General features: G+C 72.3%; 16 protein-coding genes and 1 pseudogene. 7 read left to right on the forward strand and 10 right to left on the reverse strand.

Annotation, left to right across the window (positions count from 1 at the left end; translation table 11 throughout):
• Nucleotides 1-105: 105 nt before the first annotated feature.
• The 3 genes and pseudogenes from ACFQ79_RS03475 to ACFQ79_RS03485 all read right to left on the reverse strand — a co-directional run.
• Nucleotides 106-3,447 (reverse strand): S8 family serine peptidase, encoded by a 3,342-nt coding sequence (locus tag ACFQ79_RS03475; protein WP_383579149.1) that lies wholly within the window; start codon nucleotides 3,445-3,447, stop codon nucleotides 106-108.
• Nucleotides 3,448-3,866: 419 nt separating this feature from the next.
• Entirely contained in the window at nucleotides 3,867-5,102 is a 1,236-nt protein-coding gene (locus ACFQ79_RS03480) for a serine hydrolase domain-containing protein (RefSeq protein WP_383579150.1), read from the reverse strand.
• 375 nt (nucleotides 5,103-5,477) lie between these two features.
• Nucleotides 5,478-5,948: pseudogene (locus ACFQ79_RS03485) on the reverse strand (RrF2 family transcriptional regulator); the annotation flags it as partial.
• A gap of 110 nt (nucleotides 5,949-6,058) precedes the next feature.
• Between ACFQ79_RS03485 and ACFQ79_RS03490 the strand changes: the two are divergent.
• Complete coding sequence (locus ACFQ79_RS03490) at nucleotides 6,059-6,805, forward strand: SDR family oxidoreductase (protein ID WP_383579151.1); 747 nt, start codon at nucleotides 6,059-6,061, stop codon at nucleotides 6,803-6,805.
• A gap of 80 nt (nucleotides 6,806-6,885) precedes the next feature.
• Here ACFQ79_RS03490 and ACFQ79_RS03495 read toward each other — a convergent pair whose 3' ends face one another.
• Nucleotides 6,886-8,100 carry a glycoside hydrolase family 64 protein gene (locus tag ACFQ79_RS03495; RefSeq protein ID WP_383579152.1) on the reverse strand — a complete coding sequence of 405 codons (1,215 nt, stop codon included), beginning with the start codon at nucleotides 8,098-8,100 and terminating at the stop codon, nucleotides 6,886-6,888.
• A gap of 512 nt (nucleotides 8,101-8,612) precedes the next feature.
• On the opposite strand from ACFQ79_RS03495, the gene ACFQ79_RS03500 reads away from it, so the two are divergent.
• Complete coding sequence (locus ACFQ79_RS03500; RefSeq protein ID WP_383579153.1) at nucleotides 8,613-9,437, forward strand: class I SAM-dependent methyltransferase; 825 nt, start codon at nucleotides 8,613-8,615, stop codon at nucleotides 9,435-9,437.
• A 78-nt stretch (nucleotides 9,438-9,515) separates the two neighbouring features.
• Here ACFQ79_RS03500 and ACFQ79_RS03505 read toward each other — a convergent pair whose 3' ends face one another.
• The gene (locus ACFQ79_RS03505; protein WP_383579154.1) at nucleotides 9,516-9,815 is read right to left on the reverse strand and encodes a hypothetical protein; all 300 of its coding nucleotides are present in this window, start codon (nucleotides 9,813-9,815) and stop codon (nucleotides 9,516-9,518) included.
• A gap of 908 nt (nucleotides 9,816-10,723) precedes the next feature.
• Here ACFQ79_RS03505 and ACFQ79_RS03510 point away from each other — a divergent pair.
• A complete protein-coding gene (locus ACFQ79_RS03510) occupies nucleotides 10,724-11,521 on the forward strand; it encodes a VOC family protein (RefSeq protein ID WP_383579155.1) in 798 nt (265 codons plus the stop codon).
• A gap of 46 nt (nucleotides 11,522-11,567) precedes the next feature.
• Here the strand turns inward: ACFQ79_RS03510 and ACFQ79_RS03515 are convergent, their stop codons facing one another.
• Together ACFQ79_RS03515 and ACFQ79_RS03520 are read right to left on the reverse strand one after the other, a co-directional pair.
• A complete protein-coding gene (locus ACFQ79_RS03515; protein ID WP_383579156.1) occupies nucleotides 11,568-11,912 on the reverse strand; it encodes a GNAT family N-acetyltransferase in 345 nt (114 codons plus the stop codon).
• 208 nt (nucleotides 11,913-12,120) lie between these two features.
• Nucleotides 12,121-13,044, reverse strand: a complete 924-nt coding sequence (locus ACFQ79_RS03520) for a pirin family protein (RefSeq protein ID WP_383579157.1) — start codon at nucleotides 13,042-13,044, stop codon at nucleotides 12,121-12,123.
• Between the two features lie 110 nt (nucleotides 13,045-13,154).
• Here ACFQ79_RS03520 and ACFQ79_RS03525 point away from each other — a divergent pair, with 110 nt between their 5' ends.
• On the forward strand, nucleotides 13,155-13,730 hold the full coding sequence (locus tag ACFQ79_RS03525) for a carboxymuconolactone decarboxylase family protein (RefSeq protein WP_383579158.1): 576 nt from the start codon (nucleotides 13,155-13,157) through the stop codon (nucleotides 13,728-13,730).
• On the opposite strand, the gene ACFQ79_RS03530 is transcribed toward ACFQ79_RS03525, so the two are convergent.
• The gene (locus tag ACFQ79_RS03530; protein ID WP_383579159.1) at nucleotides 13,720-14,448 is read right to left on the reverse strand and encodes a YoaK family protein; all 729 of its coding nucleotides are present in this window, start codon (nucleotides 14,446-14,448) and stop codon (nucleotides 13,720-13,722) included. The genes ACFQ79_RS03525 and ACFQ79_RS03530 overlap by 11 nt on opposite strands.
• Before the next feature lie 217 nt (nucleotides 14,449-14,665).
• Between ACFQ79_RS03530 and ACFQ79_RS03535 the strand changes: the two genes are divergently transcribed.
• Complete coding sequence (locus ACFQ79_RS03535) at nucleotides 14,666-14,959, forward strand: hypothetical protein (protein ID WP_383579160.1); 294 nt, start codon at nucleotides 14,666-14,668, stop codon at nucleotides 14,957-14,959.
• A gap of 78 nt (nucleotides 14,960-15,037) precedes the next feature.
• Here the strand turns inward: ACFQ79_RS03535 and ACFQ79_RS03540 are convergent, their stop codons facing one another.
• On the reverse strand, nucleotides 15,038-15,289 hold the full coding sequence (locus tag ACFQ79_RS03540; RefSeq protein ID WP_073904417.1) for an EF-hand domain-containing protein: 252 nt from the start codon (nucleotides 15,287-15,289) through the stop codon (nucleotides 15,038-15,040).
• Nucleotides 15,290-15,522: 233 nt separating this feature from the next.
• Between ACFQ79_RS03540 and recQ the strand changes: the two genes are divergently transcribed.
• Complete coding sequence (gene recQ / locus ACFQ79_RS03545; RefSeq protein WP_383579161.1) at nucleotides 15,523-17,601, forward strand: DNA helicase RecQ; 2,079 nt, start codon at nucleotides 15,523-15,525, stop codon at nucleotides 17,599-17,601.
• 39 nt (nucleotides 17,602-17,640) lie between these two features.
• Here recQ and ACFQ79_RS03550 read toward each other — a convergent pair whose 3' ends face one another.
• Nucleotides 17,641-18,918: a YhgE/Pip domain-containing protein gene (locus tag ACFQ79_RS03550; RefSeq protein ID WP_383579162.1), complete on the reverse strand. Its 1,278-nt coding sequence runs from the start codon at nucleotides 18,916-18,918 to the stop codon at nucleotides 17,641-17,643.
• 213 nt (nucleotides 18,919-19,131) lie between these two features.
• On the opposite strand from ACFQ79_RS03550, the gene ACFQ79_RS03555 reads away from it, so the two are divergent.
• Nucleotides 19,132-21,684, forward strand: coding sequence for an ATP-dependent Clp protease ATP-binding subunit (locus tag ACFQ79_RS03555; protein WP_383579163.1), 2,553 nt, complete (start codon nucleotides 19,132-19,134; stop codon nucleotides 21,682-21,684).
• Nucleotides 21,685-21,688: the final 4 nt, after the last annotated feature.

The raw sequence follows: 21,688 nt of genomic DNA on the forward strand, positions 1-21,688 counted from the left end.
GGGCGCGGGCTGCGGGGTGCGAACGAGGGAACGTCTCACGCCCGACGCCCCGACGCCCGACGCTCAACGTCCGACGTCCAGGCCCCAACGTCTAGCGGAGCGGCGTCACTTGCCGAGCCACGCGTTGTGGACGGTCAGGGTCGACGTGTTGCCCTGCCTGTCCTTGACCACGGCGGAGAGCGAGATCCCGTTGTCCTTCGCCGGGCTCTTCACGGAGATCGCGCCGTTCCTGACCCGCACGCGCTGCCAGGTCTTCCCGTTGTCGTAACTCACGGAGATCTCAAGGGACTTGAGGTTCCTTCCGGCGGCGGAGCCCTGCACGGTCACCGGGACGACGACCGGAGCGTGCTCCGGGGCGCGGGAGGTGAGGTCGACGGGAGCGGCGAAGCGGACCGTGGACACCGGCAGTGCGGTGGTGGCCGTGACCTGCTTCGAACGGAACGTGAAGCCGGTCTCGACCCGTGTCGAGGCGGCGGCGAGCCGCGCCGAGCGCTCCACGGACGTCACCAGGCGGTACTCGGCGTCGGATCCGTCGACCGTGAAGGGCTGCGAGCCGGTCAGCGGGTCGTCGTTCTCGGCGACCTTGACGCCGTCGCGGTACAGCGTCGACGTGGCAGAGGTGTACGGGGAGTACCCCGAGTGGCCCTTGCCGTCGGCGAACAGCGGCAGCGAGCCGACGAGCTGCTGCTCGCCCGTCGCCGGGTCGGGAGCGGTGCGGAACACGCCCGCGTTCCCGCCCAGGAGCGGGCCGAAGACACCCGTGTTGAACGTCTCGCGGTACGTCCGGCCGGCCTCGTACCGCTTCGGCCGGGTCATCTCCCAACTGCCCTCGTAGGCCGGGTAGCCCCACTTGTCGGGCTCGCCCGCCTGGTCGAACTTGGTGACCCACTCGACGTCGTCGGCGGTGGAGACGTAGAAGGTGCGCGTGCCCGGCGCCGGCTGCAGGTCGGAGAAGCCGTTGCCCTCCGGCGCGCCCGGGATGTGGGCGAAGGGGGAGACGAGGGCGGACCTCCCGGGGACGGAGGCGCCGAGGCCGACCTTGAGCGTGGCCAGCTCGTTCGCCTTCACGTGCTTGGTGTAACCGGTCGAGACCTTGTTCGTCCTGCCGCCGAAGGCCACCGAGTACTGGCTGGTGGCGTCCTTGAGGAAGTGGGCGTCCCAGGTCTGGAGCAGCGAGCCGTCGGTGACGGCGGGACCCATGTGGGCGGTACGGAAACCGGCGAAGCTCCTGAGGACCCAGCCGTTGCCGACCCGGCCGATGTCGGTGCCGCCGAGCTCGTAGTACGTGCCTCCGTAGTCCACCGAGTCGATGCCGGGCACGGTCACGTCCACCGGCTCGGTGGTGCGTGCGTCGGCGGTGACGGTGGTGTCGCCGGAGATCTCCAGCTTCGGCTGGGCGATCCAGTCGGTGCCCTTGGTGTAGTCCGACGGGTCCTGGTAGACGGCCGAGTTGAAGGTGTACGTGCCCTTGGGGACCCGGACGGTGTGGCTGCCGGGTTCGTTGTCGATGCGGGTCTGGAAGCCGGCGGCGGCGCCGCCGACGCCGATCAGCGTGCTGTGGAAGGTCTGGGCGTCGGCACCGTCGCGGCCGACGGCCCGGAGGGTGACGTCGTACGACTCCGCCTCGCGGACGGCGACCGCGGCCGTGCGGACGGACTGGCCGGCGGTGGTGGCGGTGACGTAGCCCGAGTAGCCGCCGTCGGCGTCACCGATCCGGGTGTCTGCGGTTAGGTCGACCTCGGCCCGGCCGCCGGCGGGCACGGTCACCTTGTCGGCGCCGAGCGTGAGGAATCCGGCCGGGGCCGGCTTGCCCTGCGGGTCGAGCGTGGCCACCGACAGGTCGAGGGTGACGTCGGTGGTCCCCAGGTTGCGGTAGGCGACCTTCCGGGTGAGGGGCCGGTCGTCGGCGTGCGGCCACCGCGCCGTGCCGAAGTTCAGCGAGACCGGATCGGCGATGACGCTCTGGGCCAGCGCCCTGTCGACCTGGACGCGGCCGGAGCCCTGCTGGAAGGCGGTGTGGTCGCCGCCCTTGGCGGACGCGGTCAGCGCGCCCTTGAGCTCGGTGGACTTCCAGTCCGGATGGCGCTGCTTCAGGATCGCCGCCGCGCCCGCGACGTGCGGGGTGGCCATGGACGTGCCGTCGATCTGCAGGTAGCCCGGCGCGGGGTGCGGGGTGCCGGGGCGGATGTCGATCGCGCTGCCCGCCGCGGCGGCCGCGGCGATGGCCACGCCGGGTGCGGTCACGTCCGGCTTGACGGCGCCGTCACCGGCGCGCGGCCCGGTGCTGGAGAAGGCCGCGAGGCGGTCGTCCTTGTCGACGGCGCCGACGGTCAGCGCGGAGTCCGCGCTGCCCGGCGAGCCCACCGTCGAGGCACCGCTCTCGCCCTCGTTGCCCGCGGCTATCGCGAACAGGATGCCCTTCTCCGCGGACAGCCGGTCGACGGCCGCCTCCAGCGGGTCGACGCCGGGGCTGTCGGGGCTGCCGAGGCTGAGGTTGACCACGTCCGCGCCCTCGGCGGCCGCCCACTCCATGCCGGCGAGGACGGCGGAGTCGTCACCGAAGCCGTTGTCGTCGAGGACCTTGCCGCTGATCACCTTGGCGCCGGGGGCCACACCCTTGAACCGGCCGCCGGACTTGGCGCCCGTGCCCGCGGCGATCGAGGCGACGTGGGTGCCGTGTCCGACGCGGTCCACGGCGTCGGGGGAGGCGGAGAAGTTCTTCTCGCCGACGACCTGGGTGCTGAGGTCGTCGTGCGTCTTGTCGACGCCGGTGTCGAGGACGGCGATCTTGACGCCCGTGCCGTCGTACCCGGATTCCCACGCCTTGTCGGCGCCGATCTGCCGGACGCTGCGGTCCAGGCTCGCGGACCGCACCCCGTCCAGCCACACCGTGCCGATGCCGGAGGCGGCGGCCCGCAGACCGCTGCTCCGCCGGTCGGTCAGCGCGTCCCACACCTTGGCGACGTCGTCCGGGGAGGTGCGGATGGCGTCGGCATTGAGCGTCGGGAACGTCCGCCGCAGCCGGGTGTCGCCGGCCGCACGCACCTCGGCGCGCGCGGCACCTGCACCCTCGTCGTACCGCACGATCAGCTTGAGCCCGTCCCAGTGGCTCTCGCGCAGCCGCGGGTCGGTGAGCACCTCGAGGTCGAAGAGCCGCTGGTCCAGTCTGCCGGCGGTTATCAGGGGCTGCGCGTCGCTGGGCACGACCAGCGTGCGGTCCTTGATGCGCTGCACCTGTACGGGTATGTGCTCACGGCCTCGGGCGGCCTCGAAGCCCACCATCCGGCCCTTGGCGTTCACCACCACGCGGTCGCCGGTGACGAGCGGGATGCGCTGGTCGCCGCCGGGGCGCGGGGTGTCGGGTGTGGCCGTCGCGGGGCCGGTCATGCCTGCGACCAGGGCCACGGATGTGGCCGCTGCGATGGTGAAGGCGCGTGTTCTCTTCACGTGTGCGCGCAAGTCTCCCCCAGGAGCTTGGGATGAGGTCGAGTGGTCGGTTCCGGCCGGGGCGCAACGACGCCCGCCGACCGGTCAGCGCAGTATGTGAGTTGATCAACGCCGGGGCGGGCGTGGGGGATTGAGCTGCGTGCTTTCCGGCCACCCGGAAGGACCGGAGTTCGATGGGGCCACGACGGCTTCGTGACGGCACCGTGACGGCCGGGCGATCCTTGTGCGACACCGGGGCCCCCGAACCGTCGGCATCGCAGTCCCCGCCGACCTTCCGGGCCCACCGCGCTCGCGGTCGGAGCGTGTCCCTCCTCTTGGCCGTATCCGTACCCCGAGGGCACGACCTTCCCTCGGGGTACGGGAACCCGCCCCGGCGGCGCGGTCGCCGGGACGGAGCTGTCGCCGCTGTGCGGCCCGGGTCAGCCGAAGTCGGGGATCAAGTGGTTCGGGGCGAGGGCCGCGGCGATGCGCTGGGCGATGGTGTGGGCGCTGTGGCCGGGCTGGGCGGTGGGGCCGTTCGTGGTCGAGACGGCGATGGCCAGGCGCTTCGCGGGGAGGTAGGCCTGGGAGGCGGAGTAGCCGAAGAACAGCGGGTGTTGTGCGATCCAGTCGCCCAGGATCAGCACGCCCATGCCGTAGTGGGTGGCGGCGGTGTTCGGGAGGCAGACCGTCGCGGGGCACGTCTTGGTCGCATGGCCGAGTCCGACCGTTCCCGGGTTCAGGAGTTCCCGGTACGAGGCCGGGGACAGCAGCTCTCCCGAGCCGATGCCGGCGGCGGAGCGGGCCAGGTCGCAGATGTCGGTGGTCTGCACCGCGCCGGGGGCCGTGGTCCACGAGGGGTTCCAGAAGGTGGACTCCTCGTACGTCCCCCGCTCGGCGGTGAAGGCGTGCAGGACGGGCTCGGGGATCTCGGGCGTGAAGCTGTTGCGGGTCTCGCGCAGTCCGAGCGGGCGCAGCACCTCGTGCCGGAGCAGGACGTCGAGGCGGGTCCCGGTGATCTTCTCCAGGGCGGCGCCGAGCAGGACGAAGTTCGCGTGCGAGTAACTCCAGTTGGTGCCCGGCTCGTACCACCTGGGGTGGCTCGTCGAGATGGCGACCAGCTCCCTGGCCGTCCACTGGCGGAAGGGGTTCGCGTAGACGCTCTCGCCGAACCCGGCGGCGGTGACGTAGTCGACGAGCCCGGTGGTGGAGGCGGCCAGCATCCGCAGGGTGATCCCGTCCCCGCCCTTGAGGTCCGGCAGCCAGCGCGACACGGGGTCGTCGAGGCGGACCTCGCCCTGGTCGACCAGGCGCAGCAGCGCGGTGCCCAGGTAGCTGATCGCGATGTTGCCGTTCCGGAAGTGCATGGCGGGAGTGGCCGGAACACCCGTCATCGACTCGCCGAGCGCGGTGGTGACGACCTCGCGGTCGCCTGCCGTGACCCGCACGATCACGGACTTGAGGTCCATCTCCGCCTTGGCCCGCTCGGCGATCCGGAGGACGTCCCGGGCCGGGCCGCGGTCGGGGAGCCGGGAGGCGACGCAGGGCCGGCGGTCGTGGCCGTCGCCGCCGGTGGGGCCGCCCACGGCCGAGACCGGGGAGCCGAGCGCGAGGAGTGCGGTGACCGCGGCGACCGCGACGACGCGGGACCGGAACGGGGAACGGGCTGATCTCATGGCGGGAGTATCGGCCGCGGCGCACCCGCCGGGTGGCGGAGGCGCCGCCGACCCGCACCGATGTCACCCGTCAGGCCCGCGTGTGAGGGCGGGCGTGCGCGGAGGGTGGGCGTGTGCGGAGGGTGGGCGTGCGCGGAGGGTGGTGGGATCGCGGTCTTCGGCGGGCGATGGGATCGCGCTCCCAGCTCCCGCCCCTGCCCCCGCCCCTGCTCCCCTCCCGCCCGCGCCCCGCGCCCCGTGTCCCGTGTCCCCGTCCCCCTCCTCGCTTCAGGTCCGGGGAGTGTCGGTTCCCGCGGGTGCGGGTGCGGGTGCGGGTGCGGGTGCGGGCGCAAGCGCAGGCGCGGGCGCGTTCGGGACGGTGGCAGGGTCCGTGCCGGCCGTCAGCCAGGAGCCGATTCCCGGGAGCGCCTCCGGACCGCTCTCGCCCTCCACCGTCGTCACGAGATCGGCGATCGTGGTGCCCGCGAGCGAGGCCCGCCACGCGGCTTCCGCGGCTCCCATCGCGCGGGCGACGGGGCAGGCCCTCGTGCACTTCTCCGGCGGGGTCGCCAGCGGTCCGCGCTGCCGGATCTCGGTGCAGACGAACGCCGGATCGGCCCCGTCGACGGCCTGCACGACGTCGAGCAGGGTGATCTCCGCGGCCTCTCGGGTCAGCACGTATCCGCCGGTCTTCCCCTGGACGGAGCGCACGAGGCCGGCCCGCGAGAGGGCCTGCATCTGCTTGGCCAGGTAGCTCGGCGACACGTCGTGCAGCTGCGCGAGGCGGGCCGCCGGCACCGGTCGGCTCGCGGCCGTGAGCACCACACAGCAGTGGAGCGCCCACTCCACGCCACCGGACAGTTTCATGTCGCCTCCCCATTTGACTCGGATACATCCTATCCGAGTATCATCTCGGACATCGGGTATCCGAGTTTGCGTCCCAGGGGCCCCGCCGGGTCCACGAAGGAAGGCACACCATGAAGATCACCGTCATCGGCGGCACCGGCCTCATCGGTTCCCAGGTCGTCGCCCTGCTCCAGAAGGCCGGCCACGACGTGGTCGCGGCCTCCCTCTCCTCGGGGGTCGACCTGCTCACCGGGGCGGGCCTGGACGAGGCGCTCGCCGGCGCCCACACGGTCATCAACGTCAGCAACTCCCCGACCTTCGACGACCAGTCGCTCGGCTTCTTCCGCACCACCGTGGGCAACCTGCTCGGCGCGGGCGAGCGCGCGGGCGTACGCCATCAGGTCGCCCTGTCGATCGTCGGCGTGGACCAGGTCCCCGACCTGGACTACTACCGGGCCAAGGTGCTCCAGGAGGACCTGCTGCGCGAGGGCCCCACGCCCTACTCGATCGTCCGCGCCACGCAGTTCTTCGAGTTCATGGACGCCGTGATGTCCTGGACGGCGTCCGAAGGCGAAGTCCGGCTCCCGGCCACCCCGTTGCAGCCGATCGCGTCGGCGGACGTGGCCGCCGCCCTCGCCGACGTGGCCGTCGGGGAGCCGCTGAACGGCACGCTCGACGTCGCCGGACCCGACGCCCTCGCGCTGGACGAGATCGGCCGGATCACCCTGGCCGCCCGCGGTGACGACCGCCCCGTCGTCGTCGACGGCGGGGCGGGCATGTTCGCGGCCGTCCGCGGTGACGTCCTCACCCCCGGGCCCGGTGCGCGCCTGGCCCCCACTCACTACCGCGACTGGCTGAGCGCCTCCCTCGCCGGCTGAGGCCCGCGCCGTCCGCCGCTCGGTCGAAGGGGCGGCCGCGTCGACCCGCCGGTGCGGCGGCGGGCCGACGGTTCGGTCCGCTAGTTGAACGGGTCGAGGGTGACGTACGCCTGCTGCGGGTTGCCGTCGTGCACCAGCGACTCGTGCGCGCCGACGTCGTCGAAGGCGAAGCCGTACGCCTTGCCGTCGGCCATCTGGGCGTGGATCTTGCGGGAGTAGTGGTTGGTCACCGCGTCCTGGTAGAAGCCGGCCGAGGACGTGTCCGGCTGGTTCGGGTTCGTCAGCAGGGTGGACCGGTTGTAACCCGCGCAGAGCGTACGGGAGATGGGGCCCCGCACCTGGTCGTTGGGGGCGTCGAGGAGCTTGTAGCAGCCGAAGACGCTGTCGGAGTCGGGCTTCTGGAACGAGGTGACGACGGCGCCCGACGTGTTGGTGAAGTTCATGACGTTTCCGGAGACCCGGCCGAAGTACTTCACCGACGGCTGGTTCGCGAACGGCGTCACCGTCAGGGTCGACGAGGCGTACTTGGTCCAGACGCGGTTGATGTAGTCGTTCATCACCCCCGAGGGCAGGGCGCCGGCCTCGATGCCGTGGCCCGGGGCGAGAGCGCGCAGCACGGTGCCGTCGGCGCGGGTCTGGATGAGGTTGGCCCAGCCGCCGGGCTGGCCGCGCAGGGCGTCGTAGAAGCCCCGGTAGCCGCCGGGCTTGAGGCGGCCCGTGTTCGCGACCGTGCCGTCGGGGCGCTTCACGCCGACGGCGTAGGGCGCGGAGACCATGTCGACCTGGGTGCTGTTGATCCAGAGGCCCGCGTCGTTGAGCGTGTACTCGGACCAGTTGAAGAGGATGTTCCTGTTGGGGTCGCTCGGGTTCTGGACCGCCGGCTGTACGAGGCCGCCCGTCGCCAGCTTGAACACCAGCTTCTGTCCGTAGCTGAAGTAGATCCGGCCCGAGAACTTCGGCAGCCGGATGGTCATCGACCCGCCGTTGGCGGGACCGGCGATGGCGGCGTCCGGCGCGGGAACGGGGACGGAGCCGCCGGCCGGCCAGGGGTGGAAGGTGCCGTTCGCGTCGGCCCAGCCCTGTCGGCCCGTCGAGAGCTCGGTGCCGAGGTTGTAGACGTAGACCTGGTCGCCGCGGCCGGAGTTGTTCGTGAAGGTGAGCGGAATGGTCGCGGGGACGGCGGCCTGGACGGTGTCGCTCGGACCGGCGACGGTGACGACGGTGCCGATCAGCGCGGCGGCGGCCAGGGTCACGAGTGCGGCGCGGCTGTGCCTGCGCCTGCGGTGTGCGGACACGTGGGGCTCCTCGGAGGTGGGGACTCCGTGTGGGGGGAATCCGTGGGTGGGTGTGGGTGTGGGTGGGGTCTTGGGGCGTGAGGGTGGATTGGGGCTTTGCGTCCCGTACGGCTTGAGAGCGCTCTCAAGAATGGTGAGGGTGAGATGGACCTGTCAATGGTTGGGGGTGGGGCGGTGCGTGCCGGGGCCGCGCGTGGGCGGGTTCGGGACGGGCGCGAGGCGGGCTCCGAGGCGGGCTCCGAGACGGGGTTCGAGACGGGGTCCGAGGCGCACGATCGGCGCAGGCGCGGCGCGCCTCGGCCGTGGCGGCGGTGGTCCGTGGAGGATCGACGGGAGGTGGCCGCGGTGCCGGTGTCCAGGATGCCGACGCCGCTTCCCGGCCGCCCGGAACACCCCGCCACCTGAAGAGATCCGGTCATGACAATGTTCGAGGACCCGCTGTTCCCGCGCCTCGCCGACCGGGCGCCCGGGCGCGTCGAGGCCGACGCCCGCCCCGTCGCTCCGGTGACGGCGTGACCGCCGCCCCGCGCGGGGGCGCGCCGGGTGAAGGCCGCTACGGCGAGGCCGTGTTCCCTCCCGAACGGGCGGGCGAGGACGAGCGCATCGACTACGGCGCGCTCGCCTACGACGACATCACCATGGCGAGGTTCCGGGCACTCGGGGTCGGTCCGGGGTGGCGGTGCCTCGATGTGGGCGCCGGCACGGGCACCGTCTCCCGTCGGCTGCTCGACGAGGCCGGAGTGACGGGTGTGCTCGCCGTGGACCGCGACGTACGCTTTCTCGTCGAGCGTCCCGTGACCGGCCTCGACGTCATCGAGGCCGACGTCACCGACCCGGACTTCGACCCCGGGCGCTTCCGGCTCGTCCACGCGCGTTTCGTGCTCATGCACCTTCCCGAGCGCGACCGTGTGATCAGTCGGCTGGCCGAACTCGTCGAACCCGGCGGTGTGTTGGTGCTGAGCGACGCGGTGGACCTGACGAGCGACCGGGCGCCCGACACTCCGTACACCTCGGTGATGCGGGCGATGTGGCAGGCGCTGAGGGAGACCATCGGCACCGACGTCTCCTGGGTGCCGTCGTACCCGCAGCTGCTCCGCGGTGCCGGCCTCGTACCCGTCGCCGCCGAGATCCATGTGCCGCCGCTGCTGGCGGGGAGTCCGATCAGCCGCTTCTGGGCGGACACGTGGGAGCGGAGCAGGGCGCCGATGCTGGCCACCGGTCTGGTCGACGACGCGGCCGTCGACGGGGCGGTCCGCTACCTGGGATCCGACGCGTGCGCCGCGCTGTCGGCAGGCATGCTCACGGCCTGGGGCCGGAAGCCGGGGGAGAGCCTGTGACCGTCGGCCTCCCGGGGTCGGCGGCTTCCGGAGGGCCCGCCGGCGACGCCCGGGGCCGTCGTGCGGGCGGCCGGGTGCTCAGCCGCCGGGGGTGATCGCCTCCAGGCCCTTGGCCAGGTCTTCGGGGTTCATGACCGGCGAGTAGTGGACCTTGGCGTTGAGCTTGAGGAAGAAGGGCTCCGAGATCTTCGGCATCAGCGACGGATCGGCCATGTCGAAGAACAGGTACGCCGTCCGGCAGCCGTTCTCGACGGTGAAGTAGGCCGCTTCGGGGCGGATCTCCCGGAGGGTCTCCTCCATGATGGTCCGCAGCGTGCCGGCCCGGATGGCCTCGTTCGAGGCCGGGGTGTCCATCTGGACCTTCAGGAGCATGCGCATGACGTCGCTGCCTCTCCCGGCCGGGCGGGCGTCGACTGGCTACGCCCTGAGGCCCGGACGCGCTCAATTCCAGCGTCCTCCTTCCCTTCCGCCGCGACCACTCGGCGGGCGGGGCCGGTCCGGCCGCCGGTCGCAGGGAGTAGGTGCGGCGGGGGCGAGAGGCACCTGTGCCGGAGGGGCCGGCGCGGGGAGGCACCTGTGCCGGAGGAGCCCGCGCGGGAGGCGTGCCGGGTGGTGGGTCGCGGGCGAACCGGCGGGCGACGGGTTCCGCCGTGAGGCTGTGCGGGATCATGCTGAGCAGCACGGTCGCGGGCGTGAGGGTGACGGCGAAGGCCGCGCCGTCGCCCTGGAGTTGGGGGTGTACGAGGGTCGCTGAGACGATCGAGGTGACCCCGCGTAGGCCGAGCCGAGCCCAGCCGAGCCCAGCCGAGCCGGCCGACGGCGCCGCGCTCGGGCCGGGTGAACGCGGTGCCCGTGAGCGCGGCCGCCACCGGTACGACACGGCCGACGGTGAGGACGAGTGCCGCGTAGCCGGTGGCCTGCGGGGGTGACGCCGGCCGAGAACTCCTCCGCGCCCACAGTGCCGAAGGTGAACCGCCCGGCGGCATCACGACCCGGGCGGTCACCGCGAGGAGCCACCGGCCGGTGCCCGGGAAGACCAGAGCCCCGGCCGGGGTGCCGAGGACGATCGAGCCCGGCAGCGCCAGGCCCGGCAGCCGCCCCGCACCCACCGACGTACGCATCCCGGGCGCGGTCCCTGGACTCGGTGGTGTCCGTGGAGCGGCTCCGGCCGCAGGTGGTCGGAGCGACGGCGTCCGCGCGCGTTCCGGTCGACGCGCGAGGGGTCGTGTCCGGTGCGAGGCTGAGGGCGTACCCGGCGTACCCCGGAACCGTGAAAGGCCTTCGCCATGATCACCACCGACTTCGTCCCCGGCTCCCCCTGCTGGCTCGACCTCGGCGCCCCCGACGTCCCGGCCGCCGCGGCCTTCTACGGCGGTGTGCTCGGGTGGGACTACGAGTCCATGGGGGAGGGGGAGGACATGGAAGGCGGGATGTTCCGGAACGACGGGAAGATCGTCGCCGGTCTCGGCAAGCTCACCGAGGAGGGTGCGCGGTCGGCCTGGATGATCTACTACAGCGTCGCCGACGCCGACGCCACGACCCGGGCCGTGGAGGAGGCCGGCGGCACCGTGCGCGTCGCGCCCATGGACCTCGACGAGTGGGGTCGGATGGCGCAGTACAGCGACCCGCTGGGCGGCCAGTTCGCCGTCTGGCAGCCGGGTTCGAACAAGGGCGTCGAGCAGGTCGACACGCCGGGATCGCTGTCCTGGACCGAGCTGTACACGACCGACGCCGCGGCGGCGAGGCAGTTCTACGGCAGTGTCTTCGGCTGGCAGTTCAGCGACATGCCGATGCCCGGCGGGGAGGGCACGTACACGATCATCACCCCCGCCGGACTGCCCGAGGAGCGCATGCACGGCGGCCTCATGCAGGTCGGCGAGGCGGACCTCGCGCTCGCGCACGGGCGGCCGTACTGGCACCCCGTCTTCGCCGTCACCGACTGCGACGCCGCGGTCGCCAGGGTCACCGCGAGCGGCGGCAACGTGCAGATGGGGCCGGACGACGCGGAGGGCGTCGGACGGCTCGCCGTCTGCCTCGACCCGTCGAACGCCGACTTCGTCGTCCTGGCCCCGCCCGCGGGCTGAGCGGCGGGACGGCCGGGGCGGGGGCCGGCGGGGCCGGGATCGCGGATCAGCGGGCCAGCCGGCTGTCCAGCCACTGCAGGACCTCGGGCGTCACCGGGTCGGTGATGTCGGCGAACTCCTCGTGCTTCTTGAGGAACTTGGCCACGTACGGGCAGACCGGCACGATCCGCATCCCGGAGGCACGGACGTCGGTCAGCGCCTGCTCGACCAGGATCGAGGCGAGACCCTGGCCCGCGTAGGCGTCGTCGATCTCGGTGTGGAAGAAGACGCGCCGGTCGTCGCGGTCGCGGTACGCCGTGAGGCCGGCGCGCTGGTCGTCGACCAGGATCTCGTAGCGGTGGCGGGGGTCGACGCGGCGGACGACGGGGGTGGTTGCTGCCTGCTCGCTCATGATGACGTGCCTCTCGGGTCGAAGGGTCCGTGGAGTGTCTGTGGGGCTGTGCGGGTCTGTGTGGTGCGTACGGTCCGACGGGGTCCGCGTCTGGGAGGTGTGTACGGTCCGGCGGGATCCGCGTCTGTGGTGCGTACGTTCCGTGGGGGCCGTGAGGGCCGTGAGGGCCGTGGGGGCCGTGAGGCGCGGTGGTGAGGTCGTGCGTGGCTCAGGCGCGGGGCGGGTTTCCGCGGGGGGTGAGGGCGGCGTTCGGCAGGGCCGGGGCCGGAAGGCGGTCGCCGGGGTAGCCGTCGACGTGCCCGAAGCGGTCGGAGGCGCGCTCCCACTCCTCCCTGGCCTCGACGATGTCCTGGTTGCTGCGGCCGATGAAGTTCCACCACATGACGATCTCCTCGCCGAACGGCGTACCCCCGATGAGGACCGCCCGCGCGCGGCGGTCCGACTCGTTCGTCAGGGTCAGGGTGTCGTGTCCGGTGCCGACGTAACCGAGTTCGGCCGGGCGGAGGAGGGTGCCGGAGAGCCGGACGTCTCCTTCGTCGACGAGCAGGCCGTGCTCGTGGGCCGGGTCGACGGGAAGGACGACCGTGGCGCCGGGGTCGATGAGGAGTTCGGCGCCGAGGAGAGGGGTGAAGGTGCGCACGGGGGAGGTCTCGCCGGCGAGCGAGCCGAGGAACACCCGGAGTTCCGCGCCGTCGAGCCGTACCGGCTTCGGGGCGTGGTGCTGGAAGTCGCGGTCGGCGTGGCGGTGTTCGTCGGGCAGCGCCACCCACAGCTGCACCCCGTGCAGGACGGTGGTGCCGGGGGTGGAGACCTCGGTGTGGCTGATGCCGTGGCCGCCGGTCATGAGGTTCAGTTCCCCGGGCCGTACGAACGCGTGGCTGCCCAGGCTGTCGCGGTGCTCGATCTCCCCGCTGAAGAGCCAGCTCACGGTCTGCAGACCGGTGTGCGGGTGGGGAGCGACGTCCATGCCGCCCGACTCGGCGACCCGGTCGGGGCCGTAGTGGTCGGCGAAGCACCAGGCGCCGATCAGCGTCCGGGACCGCTGGGGCAGGGTGCGCCGTACGGTCATGGCGCGCGGCCCGCCCAGCGGGACGTCCCGCGCGGAGAGAATCTCGACCTCCGTGTCGCTCATGCCCGACCCCTCTCCGTCCGTTCTCGTCCAGCGATATAGTTGCGCTTTCAACAACTATGGTGATCATAGCCCCAGAACCCGTGACGCGCACGGATTCCTCGAAGGAGCGCATGGTGAACGACGCGAACAACGACGTGAAGGACGCGAACGGCGTGAACGATGTGAACGATGTGAACGACTCGACGGGCGGTCGACGGGTCTACCTCGACAAGCAGAGCCCCGCGGCCTACCGCGCGCTGGTCCACACCGCCGACGCCGTCCGCGCGACCGCCGCAGAGGCGGGGCTCGACCGGATTCTGGTCGAGCTGGTCAACCTCCGCGTGTCGCAGATCAACGGCTGCGCCTCCTGCCTCGACGTCCACACGCGGGCCGCGCTCCGGGCCGGCGAGACCACCCGGCGCCTCGGCGTGCTCCCCGCCTGGCGGGACACCGAGCTCTTCACCGCACGGGAACGCGCGGCCCTCGCCCTGGCGGAGGCCACCACCGACCCGGCGGACCGCCTCGCGCAGGACAGGGCGTACGGCGCGGCCCGCACGGTCCTGAACGACGAGGAGATCTCGGCGGTGATCTGGGTGGCGATCACCATCAACGCGTTCAACCGCGTGTCGATCCTGAGCCGCCATCCCGTCCGCGACACCGCCCCCGTCCCCGCATCCGCCCCGATCCCGGTGGACGCTACGGCCTGACCCACGGCGCGTCGGTGGCCGCCAGACGTCGCGTGACGGCGGCGGCCACCACCAGCAGGGCGAGGGCCACCCCCAGCACGACCGCGAGCCCGGCGTCGAGGAGCAGGGCGCCGACGAGGGCGCCGAGGACCATCGCCAGGACGGACAGGATCCGCCGACCGGGCCGGGGGTCGTCGCCACCGGCCGGGGCGGAGTCCGAGGCCAGTCCGGTCAGCGTCTGGGTCAGCACGGTCGTGGTGAGGTCCGGCACCCCGACGCGGCGGGCCACCGCCGTCTGCATCCCCATGGCGAGGCCGAGGGCGACGATCAGGGAGTACCTGCCCGGCGCGCCCACGCGGTCGTGCGCCACGAGGGCGATGACGAGCGCCGCCGCGACGGGCACCGCCTGCAGGGCGAGCGCCGAGGCGAGCAGCCGCCCGCGGTGCGCGGCGAACCGGGTGCCGAACCGGCCACCCGCCACCGCGCCGCCGAGGAACGAGGCCAGGGACACGAGGGAGGCGGGCGCGGACAGCCCCTCGGCGCCCGCGAGGGCGAAGCCCAGGAGCGCCACGTTGCCGGTCATGTTGGCCACGAAGACCTGCCCGAGCCCCAGAAAGCTCACCGCGTCCACAAGTCCGGTGACCATGGTCAGCGTCAGCATGAGCGGCGGCAGCGGCCCGTGCCGGTCCCCCTTGGGCGGCACCAGCGTGTGAGCGACGTCGACCAGCAGCTTGCGCATCCCTCGGACGCTCCTTCCGCGACGGGGTCCGTGGCCAGGTGCCGAAGCCCTCCTGTGACGTACACCGGTTCACTCCCGATCGCGTGCGTCGCCACGCCGGAGCGGTCCGCGCGCCGTGTCGCCGCCCGTGTCCCCGTGGTGTGCGCGGCTGGTGCTTTCAGGCGGTGCGGGAAGGGCGCGGCCGTGTCCGCCGGCGGGGGCGGGGCGTTGTGAGGGTGTGATCTCTACACGACGCATTTCCTCAGTTCTCGCCGTCGCCGCCGCCTTCTCGTGCCTCGGCGCGTCCGCGGCGCAGGCCGTCGCCACCACCAGCCCGCTCGGCCCGCCGATCAATCCGGTCAGCGAGCTCGACGCGCTCGCCACGACAGGGATCCCCGAGGAGTCCAAGGCGCAGTTCCCCGGCATCGCGGGCCAGCTCGGCGGGCTCAGCCAGGTGCACCAGGTGAACCAGCTCCGCCAGCTCACCGACCTGGCCGCGCCGGCCACCGGCCTGCTGCCCGAGGTCTCCTGACCGGTCCTCCGGACGGAAGAACCGGCATCGCGCGGAGAGCGCGGTGCCGGTTCCCTGTCGTGCGGGTGCGGTCCGGTGTCACCAGCCGAAGCGGCGGTCGACCAGCGCGGCGAACTCCTCGAACGACAGGACGCGGTCGCCGTTCTGGTCGGCCTGGTCGAACAGGGCCGAGGCGTCGTCGTCGGTTCCCACTCCCCAGGCGGGGATCACGCCCTGGGCGGCAAGGGTCGGGCCCTTGGCCCGCAGCGCGTTGATGACCTCGATGCGCGTCAGGCTGCCGTCATGGTCGAGGTCGAGCGCGTCGAAGAGAGTACGGGCCTTGTCGCTCATGATGTGTCCTGCTTCCCTGTGGCCGTGGCTGGTGCATCGGCCGATGCGTCCCTGTGCAGAAGGACGCAGGGTTCGCCCCTCGCGTTGCCTCGGGGCTCGTCATCGAGCCTAGCCGGGCGGCGCGGGCTCGCCGGGCGCAGGCGGCGGCGCGAGGCGGCGAGAGGCGGCGAGAGGTTGTCCACAGGTTTCGGCGGTGCGGCCGGGGTGTCCGTGGCGGCCGATAGGGTGGGTGAATGGTCCTTTCCGACGGTTCCGCCGTGATCTCCGAGGCAGCGCAGGTGCTCCACCGCGTCTTCGGTTACAGCTCCTTCCGAGGCGAGCAGCAGGAGATCATCGAGCAGGTCGTCGACGGCGGCGACGCCCTCGTGCTGATGCCGACCGGCGGCGGAAAGTCCCTCTGCTACCAGATCCCCGCCCTGGTCAGAGACGGCACCGGCGTCGTGATCTCGCCGCTGATCGCCCTCATGCAGGACCAGGTGGACGCGCTCAGGGCCCTCGGGGTCCGGGCCGGGTTCCTGAACTCGACCCAGGATCCGTACGAGCGGCAGGCCGTCGAGCAGGCCTTCCTCGCCGACGAGCTCGACCTCCTCTATCTGGCTCCCGAGCGTCTCCGGACCGAGGGCACCCAGCGGCTCCTCGACCGGGGCAAGGTGTCGCTCTTCGCCATCGACGAGGCGCACTGTGTCGCCCAGTGGGGCCACGACTTCCGGCCGGACTACCTCGCGCTGTCCATGCTCCACGAGCGCTGGCCCAAGGTGCCGCGGATCGCGCTGACCGCCACGGCCACCGAGGCCACCCACAAGGAGATCGCCGCGCGGCTCGGTCTGGAGGACGCCCGGCACTTCGTCGCCGGTTTCGACCGGCCGAACATCCAGTACCGCATCGTCGCGAAGAACAGCCCGCACAAGCAGCTGCTCGAACTGATCAGGACCGAGCACGACGGGGACGCCGGAGTCGTCTACTGCCTCTCCCGCGCCTCGGTGGAGAAGACCGCGGCCCTCCTCGTGGAGAACGGCATCGACGCCGTCCCCTATCACGCCGGCATGGACGCCCGTGCGCGCGCGGCGAACCAGGCCCGCTTCCTCCGGGAGGACGGGGTCGTCGTGGTGGCGACCATCGCCTTCGGCATGGGCATCGACAAGCCCGACGTGCGTTTCGTGGCCCACCTCGACCTGCCCAAGTCCGTCGAGGGCTACTACCAGGAGACCGGCCGCGCCGGCCGCGACGGCGAGCCCGCCACCGCCTGGCTGGCGTACGGCCTCCAGGACGTCGTCCAGCAGCGCAAGATGATCGACGGCTCCGAGGGCGACGAGCAGCACCGGCGCGCCCTCGCCATGCACCTGGAGGCCATGCTCGCGCTCTGCGAGACGGTCGACTGCCGCCGCGTCCGCCTCCTCGCCTACTTCGGGCAGTCCGGCCGGCCCTGCGGCAACTGCGACACCTGCCTGACGCCGGCCGAGTCCTGGGACGGCACCGTCGCCGCGCAGAAGCTGCTGTCCACCGTGTGGCGGCTGGCCAAGGAGCGCCGCCAGAAGTTCGGCGCCGGACAGATCATCGACATCCTCCAGGGCAAGAAGACGGCCAAGGTCATCCAGTTCGACCACGACGGCCTCAAGGTGTTCGGCGTCGGCGCCGACCTGGGCACCGCCGAGTGGCGCGGGGTCGTGCGGCAGCTCCTCGCGCTGGGGCTCCTCGCGGTGGAGGGCGACTACGGCACGCTCGTGCTCACCGAGGAGAGCGGCGAGGTGCTCGGCGGGCGCCGCACCGTCACCATGCGCAAGGAGAAGGCCCCGGCCGCCGCCTCCCGCAAGGAGTCCGGCGGGCGCTCCGGGAAGGGCGCCCGCGTACCGGTCGACCTGCCGGCGGCCGCCCTCCCGGTCTTCGAGGCGCTGCGCGCCTGGCGTGCCGCGACGGCACGCGAGCAGGGCGTCCCGGCGTACGTCGTCTTCCACGACGCCACACTGAGGGAGATCGCGACGCGGCTCCCCGCGACGGTCGAGGAGCTCGGCACCATCGGCGGCGTCGGTGAGGCCAAGCTGGCGAAGTACGCCGAGGGTGTGCTGGAGGCGCTGGCCGAGAGCGGGGCCGACGCAGCGGCCGCCGGGTCGGAAGCCGCGCCCGGTGCGGCTCCCGCCGCGGAGCCCGTCGCCGCGGCCGCCCCGGCGGTGCCGGCAGCGAGGCCCGCGCGGTCCACGAGGGCCGTGGCGTCCGCACCTTCGGCACCGGAGCCCGAGGCGCCGTTCGACGAGGAGCCGCCCTACGACATGGACGGGATGGAGGAGCCGCCTCCGCCCTACGACGACTGGCGATAGGGCGGCCGGCAGGTCCTGCCCTCCCCCCCCCCGCGGTCCTCAGGCGGGCTGCGGGGTGAGGCGGCGCAGGCCCCGGCGGTCGTAGTACCGCGTCATGCCGAAGCCGAACGCCAGGGCGAGAGCCGTGCCGACGGCGATCATGATCCAGCCGCGGGCCAGACCCGCGTCGGCGCGGGCGTCGAAGTACAGGATGGCGCGGACACCCGCGCCGAGCTGGTGCATCGGCTCGAAGATGCCCAGGAAGCGGAAGAAGCCCGGGGTGGCCTCCAGGGGGACGGTCGCGCCGGACGAGGGGAGGGCGAGGGCGATGAAGACGAACATGGAGACGAGCTGGCCGATGCCGCCGAACGCGGCGTTGATGGCCTGGACGCCCAGACCGACGGCGACCGTCGCGCAGTAGGAGAACAGCCACAGCATCGGCAGGTGCGAGGCGTCCATGCCCAGGACCGTGATCGTGGCCACCATGACGAGCGTCGTGGTGAGGACCGAGATGCCCGCCGTCATCAGCATCTTCAGGACCAGCGTCTGCGTGCGGTCGATCGGGACCGTCGGGTACCGGGAGTGCCAGGGGCCGATCTCGCTGTCGGCGTAGCCGAGCGAGGTGTCCACGGCGCTGTTGACGAGGTTGCCGCCGATGAAGCCGCCGAGGACGAGCAGCAGGGTGTAGTAGAAGGCGGTCAGGCCCAGACCGCTGTGGCGGCCGATCGGATGGCCGACCTGGGTGGTGACGGCGACCGGGTCGGCCAGGAGCAGCCGGGTCGTCGGGACGTCGGTGGAGGCGGCGAGCTGCTTGCCGATGGTCAGCGAGGCCTGATGGGCCGCGTTCTGGTTGATCTGGGCCGTGATCGAGGAACCCAGACTGCCGAGGCCGGGATTGGTGAGCACGGTGATCGTCGGCCGTGCCGTCGCCCGGTTCGTGGTCAGGGCGGCGACGGACGCGGTGAAGTCCTCCGGGACCACGAGGGCGCCGAAGATCTCGCCGGAGGCCAGCGCGTCCTGCGCCTGCGCGCGGTCGAGCCGTCGCCAGTCGACGCTGTCGTTCGAGGAACCGGCGGCGACGATCCCGTCGGTGATCTGCTTCCCCAGGGGCTCACGCTGTCCGGGCAGCGGGGTGCCCCGGTCCTCGTCGACCAGGGCGACGGGCAGCCTGTGCAGGTTGTCGTTCGGGTTGAGGATGCCGCCCATGTAGAGGAGCGAGAGGCCCACGGCGACCAGCGCGCTCAGGACGGTCGGTACGAGCCACAGCTTGGGGTTCCGGACGAGGGTCCGGGCGCGGACCAGCGGGCCGGGGGTGTGCGGGGGGATCTCGGACGTCATGGTGTCATCGTCGACGCGTACGGCGTCGTGGCGGGGATTGCGGCCCGTACGGGTGGGGCGGGCGTGTCGGACGTCGGGGCGGGTGCCGGGGTTGGGATCGAGGGTGGGACGGACGTCGGGACGGGTGCCGGATCAGGGGGGTCCACTCCGGTTGCGTCGCCCCAGGCGTCACGTTTGAGTGGGAATGACCCTTCATGCGTCTCTGGAGCTGACATGTCGATGGCGTTCGGTTCACCCTTCGGTTCGTCCGACCCGTTCAGCGACATGCTGAACCGGTTCTTCGGAATGTCGCCGGCGTCGTCGCCCCCGGCCGTCCAGCGCGTACCGATCGGCCGTCTCCTGACCGAGTCCTCGCACGAACTCCTCAACCTGGCCGCCCGGAAGGCCGTCGAGGACGGCACATCCGACCTCGACACGGAGCACCTGCTCTGGGCTGCCACCCACGTCGACCCCTCGCGCCGGCTGCTGTCCCAGGTCGGCGTCGACCCCGAGGCGCTCGCCGCCCAGCTCGACCGGGTGCTGCCCAGGGAGTCCGGCGAACCCTCTTCGGAGCCCGGACTCACCCCGGCCGCCAAGCGCACGCTCGCCGCCGCCTACGGCCGCTCGCAGGAGACGGGCGTGTCGTACATCGGCCCCGAGCACATCCTCGCGGCGCTCCTCGACGACTCCGACTCCGGGGCGACCCGGCTCCTGGGCGCGGACGACCACGACGTGAAGAAGCTGCGCGGCCTCACGGACCAGGCCGCCCGCTCCGACGGCGGCGCCCCGGCCGCCGGAAAGCAGCAGAAGCAGCCGGCCACCACCCTCGACGAGTACGGCAGGGACCTCACGGACGAGGCGAAGGCGGGCCGGCTCGACCCGGTGGTCGGCCGCGCCGAGGAGATCGAGCAGACCATCGAGATCCTCTCGCGGCGCTCCAAGAACAACCCCGTGCTCATCGGCGAGCCCGGCGTCGGCAAGACCGCCATCGTCGAGGGCCTCGCCCAGCGGATCGTGGCGGGCGAGGTGCCCGACACCCTGAAGGACAAGCGGGTCGTCTCCCTCGACCTGTCCGGTCTGGTGGCCGGAGCGCAGTACCGCGGCCAGTTCGAGGAGCGCCTCAAGAAGGTCATCGAGGACGTCCAGCAGGCCGGCGGCGACATCATCCTCTTCATCGACGAACTCCACACGGTCGTCGGCGCGGGCGCGTCGGGCGAGGGCGCGATGGACGCGGGCAACATGCTCAAGCCCGCCCTCGCGCGCGGCGAGCTGCACGTCGTCGGCGCCACGACGATCGACGAGTACCGCAAGCACATCGAGAAGGACGCCGCACTCGAACGGCGCTTCCAGCCCGTCCTCATCCCGGAGCCCACGGTCGAGGAGACCGTGCAGATCCTCGAAGGACTGCGGGACGCGTACGAGGCCCACCACCAGGTCCGGTTCGCCGACGGCGCCCTCGCGGCGGCGGCGGAGCTCTCCGACCGGTACATCGGCGACCGCTTCCTGCCCGACAAGGCCATCGACCTGATGGACCAGGCGGGCGCGCGCGTACGGCTGCGCAGCGCCGGCCGCTCCACCGAGGTCGTCAGCCGGGAGGACCGGATCGCCAAGCTCCAGCGGGAGAAGGACCAGGCCGTGGCCGCCGAGCAGTTCGAGAAGGCCTCGGACCTGAAGCGGCAGATCGCCGATGTGGAGGGCGAACTCGCGGGCATCGAGGAGCGCCGCGAGGGCGTCGTCTCGGTCACCGCCGCCGACATCGCCGACATCGTCTCGCGCCGCACCGGCATCCCCGTCTCCCAGCTCACCGCCAGCGAGAAGGAGAAGCTCCTCAAGCTGGAGGAGGAGATGCACGCCCGGATCGTCGGCCAGGACGAGGCGGTCACCGCGGTCTCCGAGGCCGTACGCCGCAACCGCGCCGGCATGGGCGACCCGAACCGTCCCGTCGGCTCGTTCCTCTTCCTCGGCCCCACCGGCGTCGGCAAGACCGAACTCGCCAAGACCCTCGCCGAACTGCTCTTCGGCGAGGACGACCGCATGATCCGGTTCGACATGAGCGAGTTCCAGGAGAAGCACACCGTCGCCCGGCTCGTCGGAGCGCCTCCCGGATACGTCGGTTACGAGGAGGCCGGCCAGCTCACCGAGAAGGTGCGCCGCAACCCGTACAGCGTGGTCCTCTTCGACGAGGTCGAGAAGGCGCACCCCGACGTCTTCAACACGCTGCTCCAGATCCTCGACGACGGGCGGCTCACCGACGGACAGGGCCGCACGGTCGACTTCCGGCACTGCGTCATCATCATGACGTCCAACATCGGCGCGCACCGGATCCTCGCCCACGAGGGCGACGCGGCCGAGCTCAAGGGCGAGTTGATGGAGGATCTCCGGGGCCGGTTCCTGCCCGAGTTCCTCAACCGCATCGACGACATCATCGTCTTCCACAGCCTCACCGAGAAGGACCTGTCGGAGATCGTCGACCACCTCCTGGACCGCAGCAAGCACCGGGTGCACGCCCAGGACATGACCCTCGAGGTCACCGAGGCGGCGAAGAAGCTGCTCGTGGCCCACGGCTACCAGCCGGAGTTCGGCGCCCGCCCGCTGCGCCGCACGATCCAGACGGAACTCGACAACCGCATCGCCTCCCTGCTGCTCGGCGGAGAGGCGGAGCCGGGGGACACGATCGTCGCCGACGTGATCGACGACTCCCTCCACTGCACGATCCAGAAGGGCGACGGCGCAGGGAAGACCGCCGAGGCCTCCGTGACGGCCGCTGCCACCGACGGCAAGGAGTGAGACC

The sequence above is a fragment of the Streptomyces sp. NPDC056480 genome (assembly GCF_042795405.1).
Classification (GTDB): Bacteria; Actinomycetota; Actinomycetes; order Streptomycetales; family Streptomycetaceae; genus Streptomyces.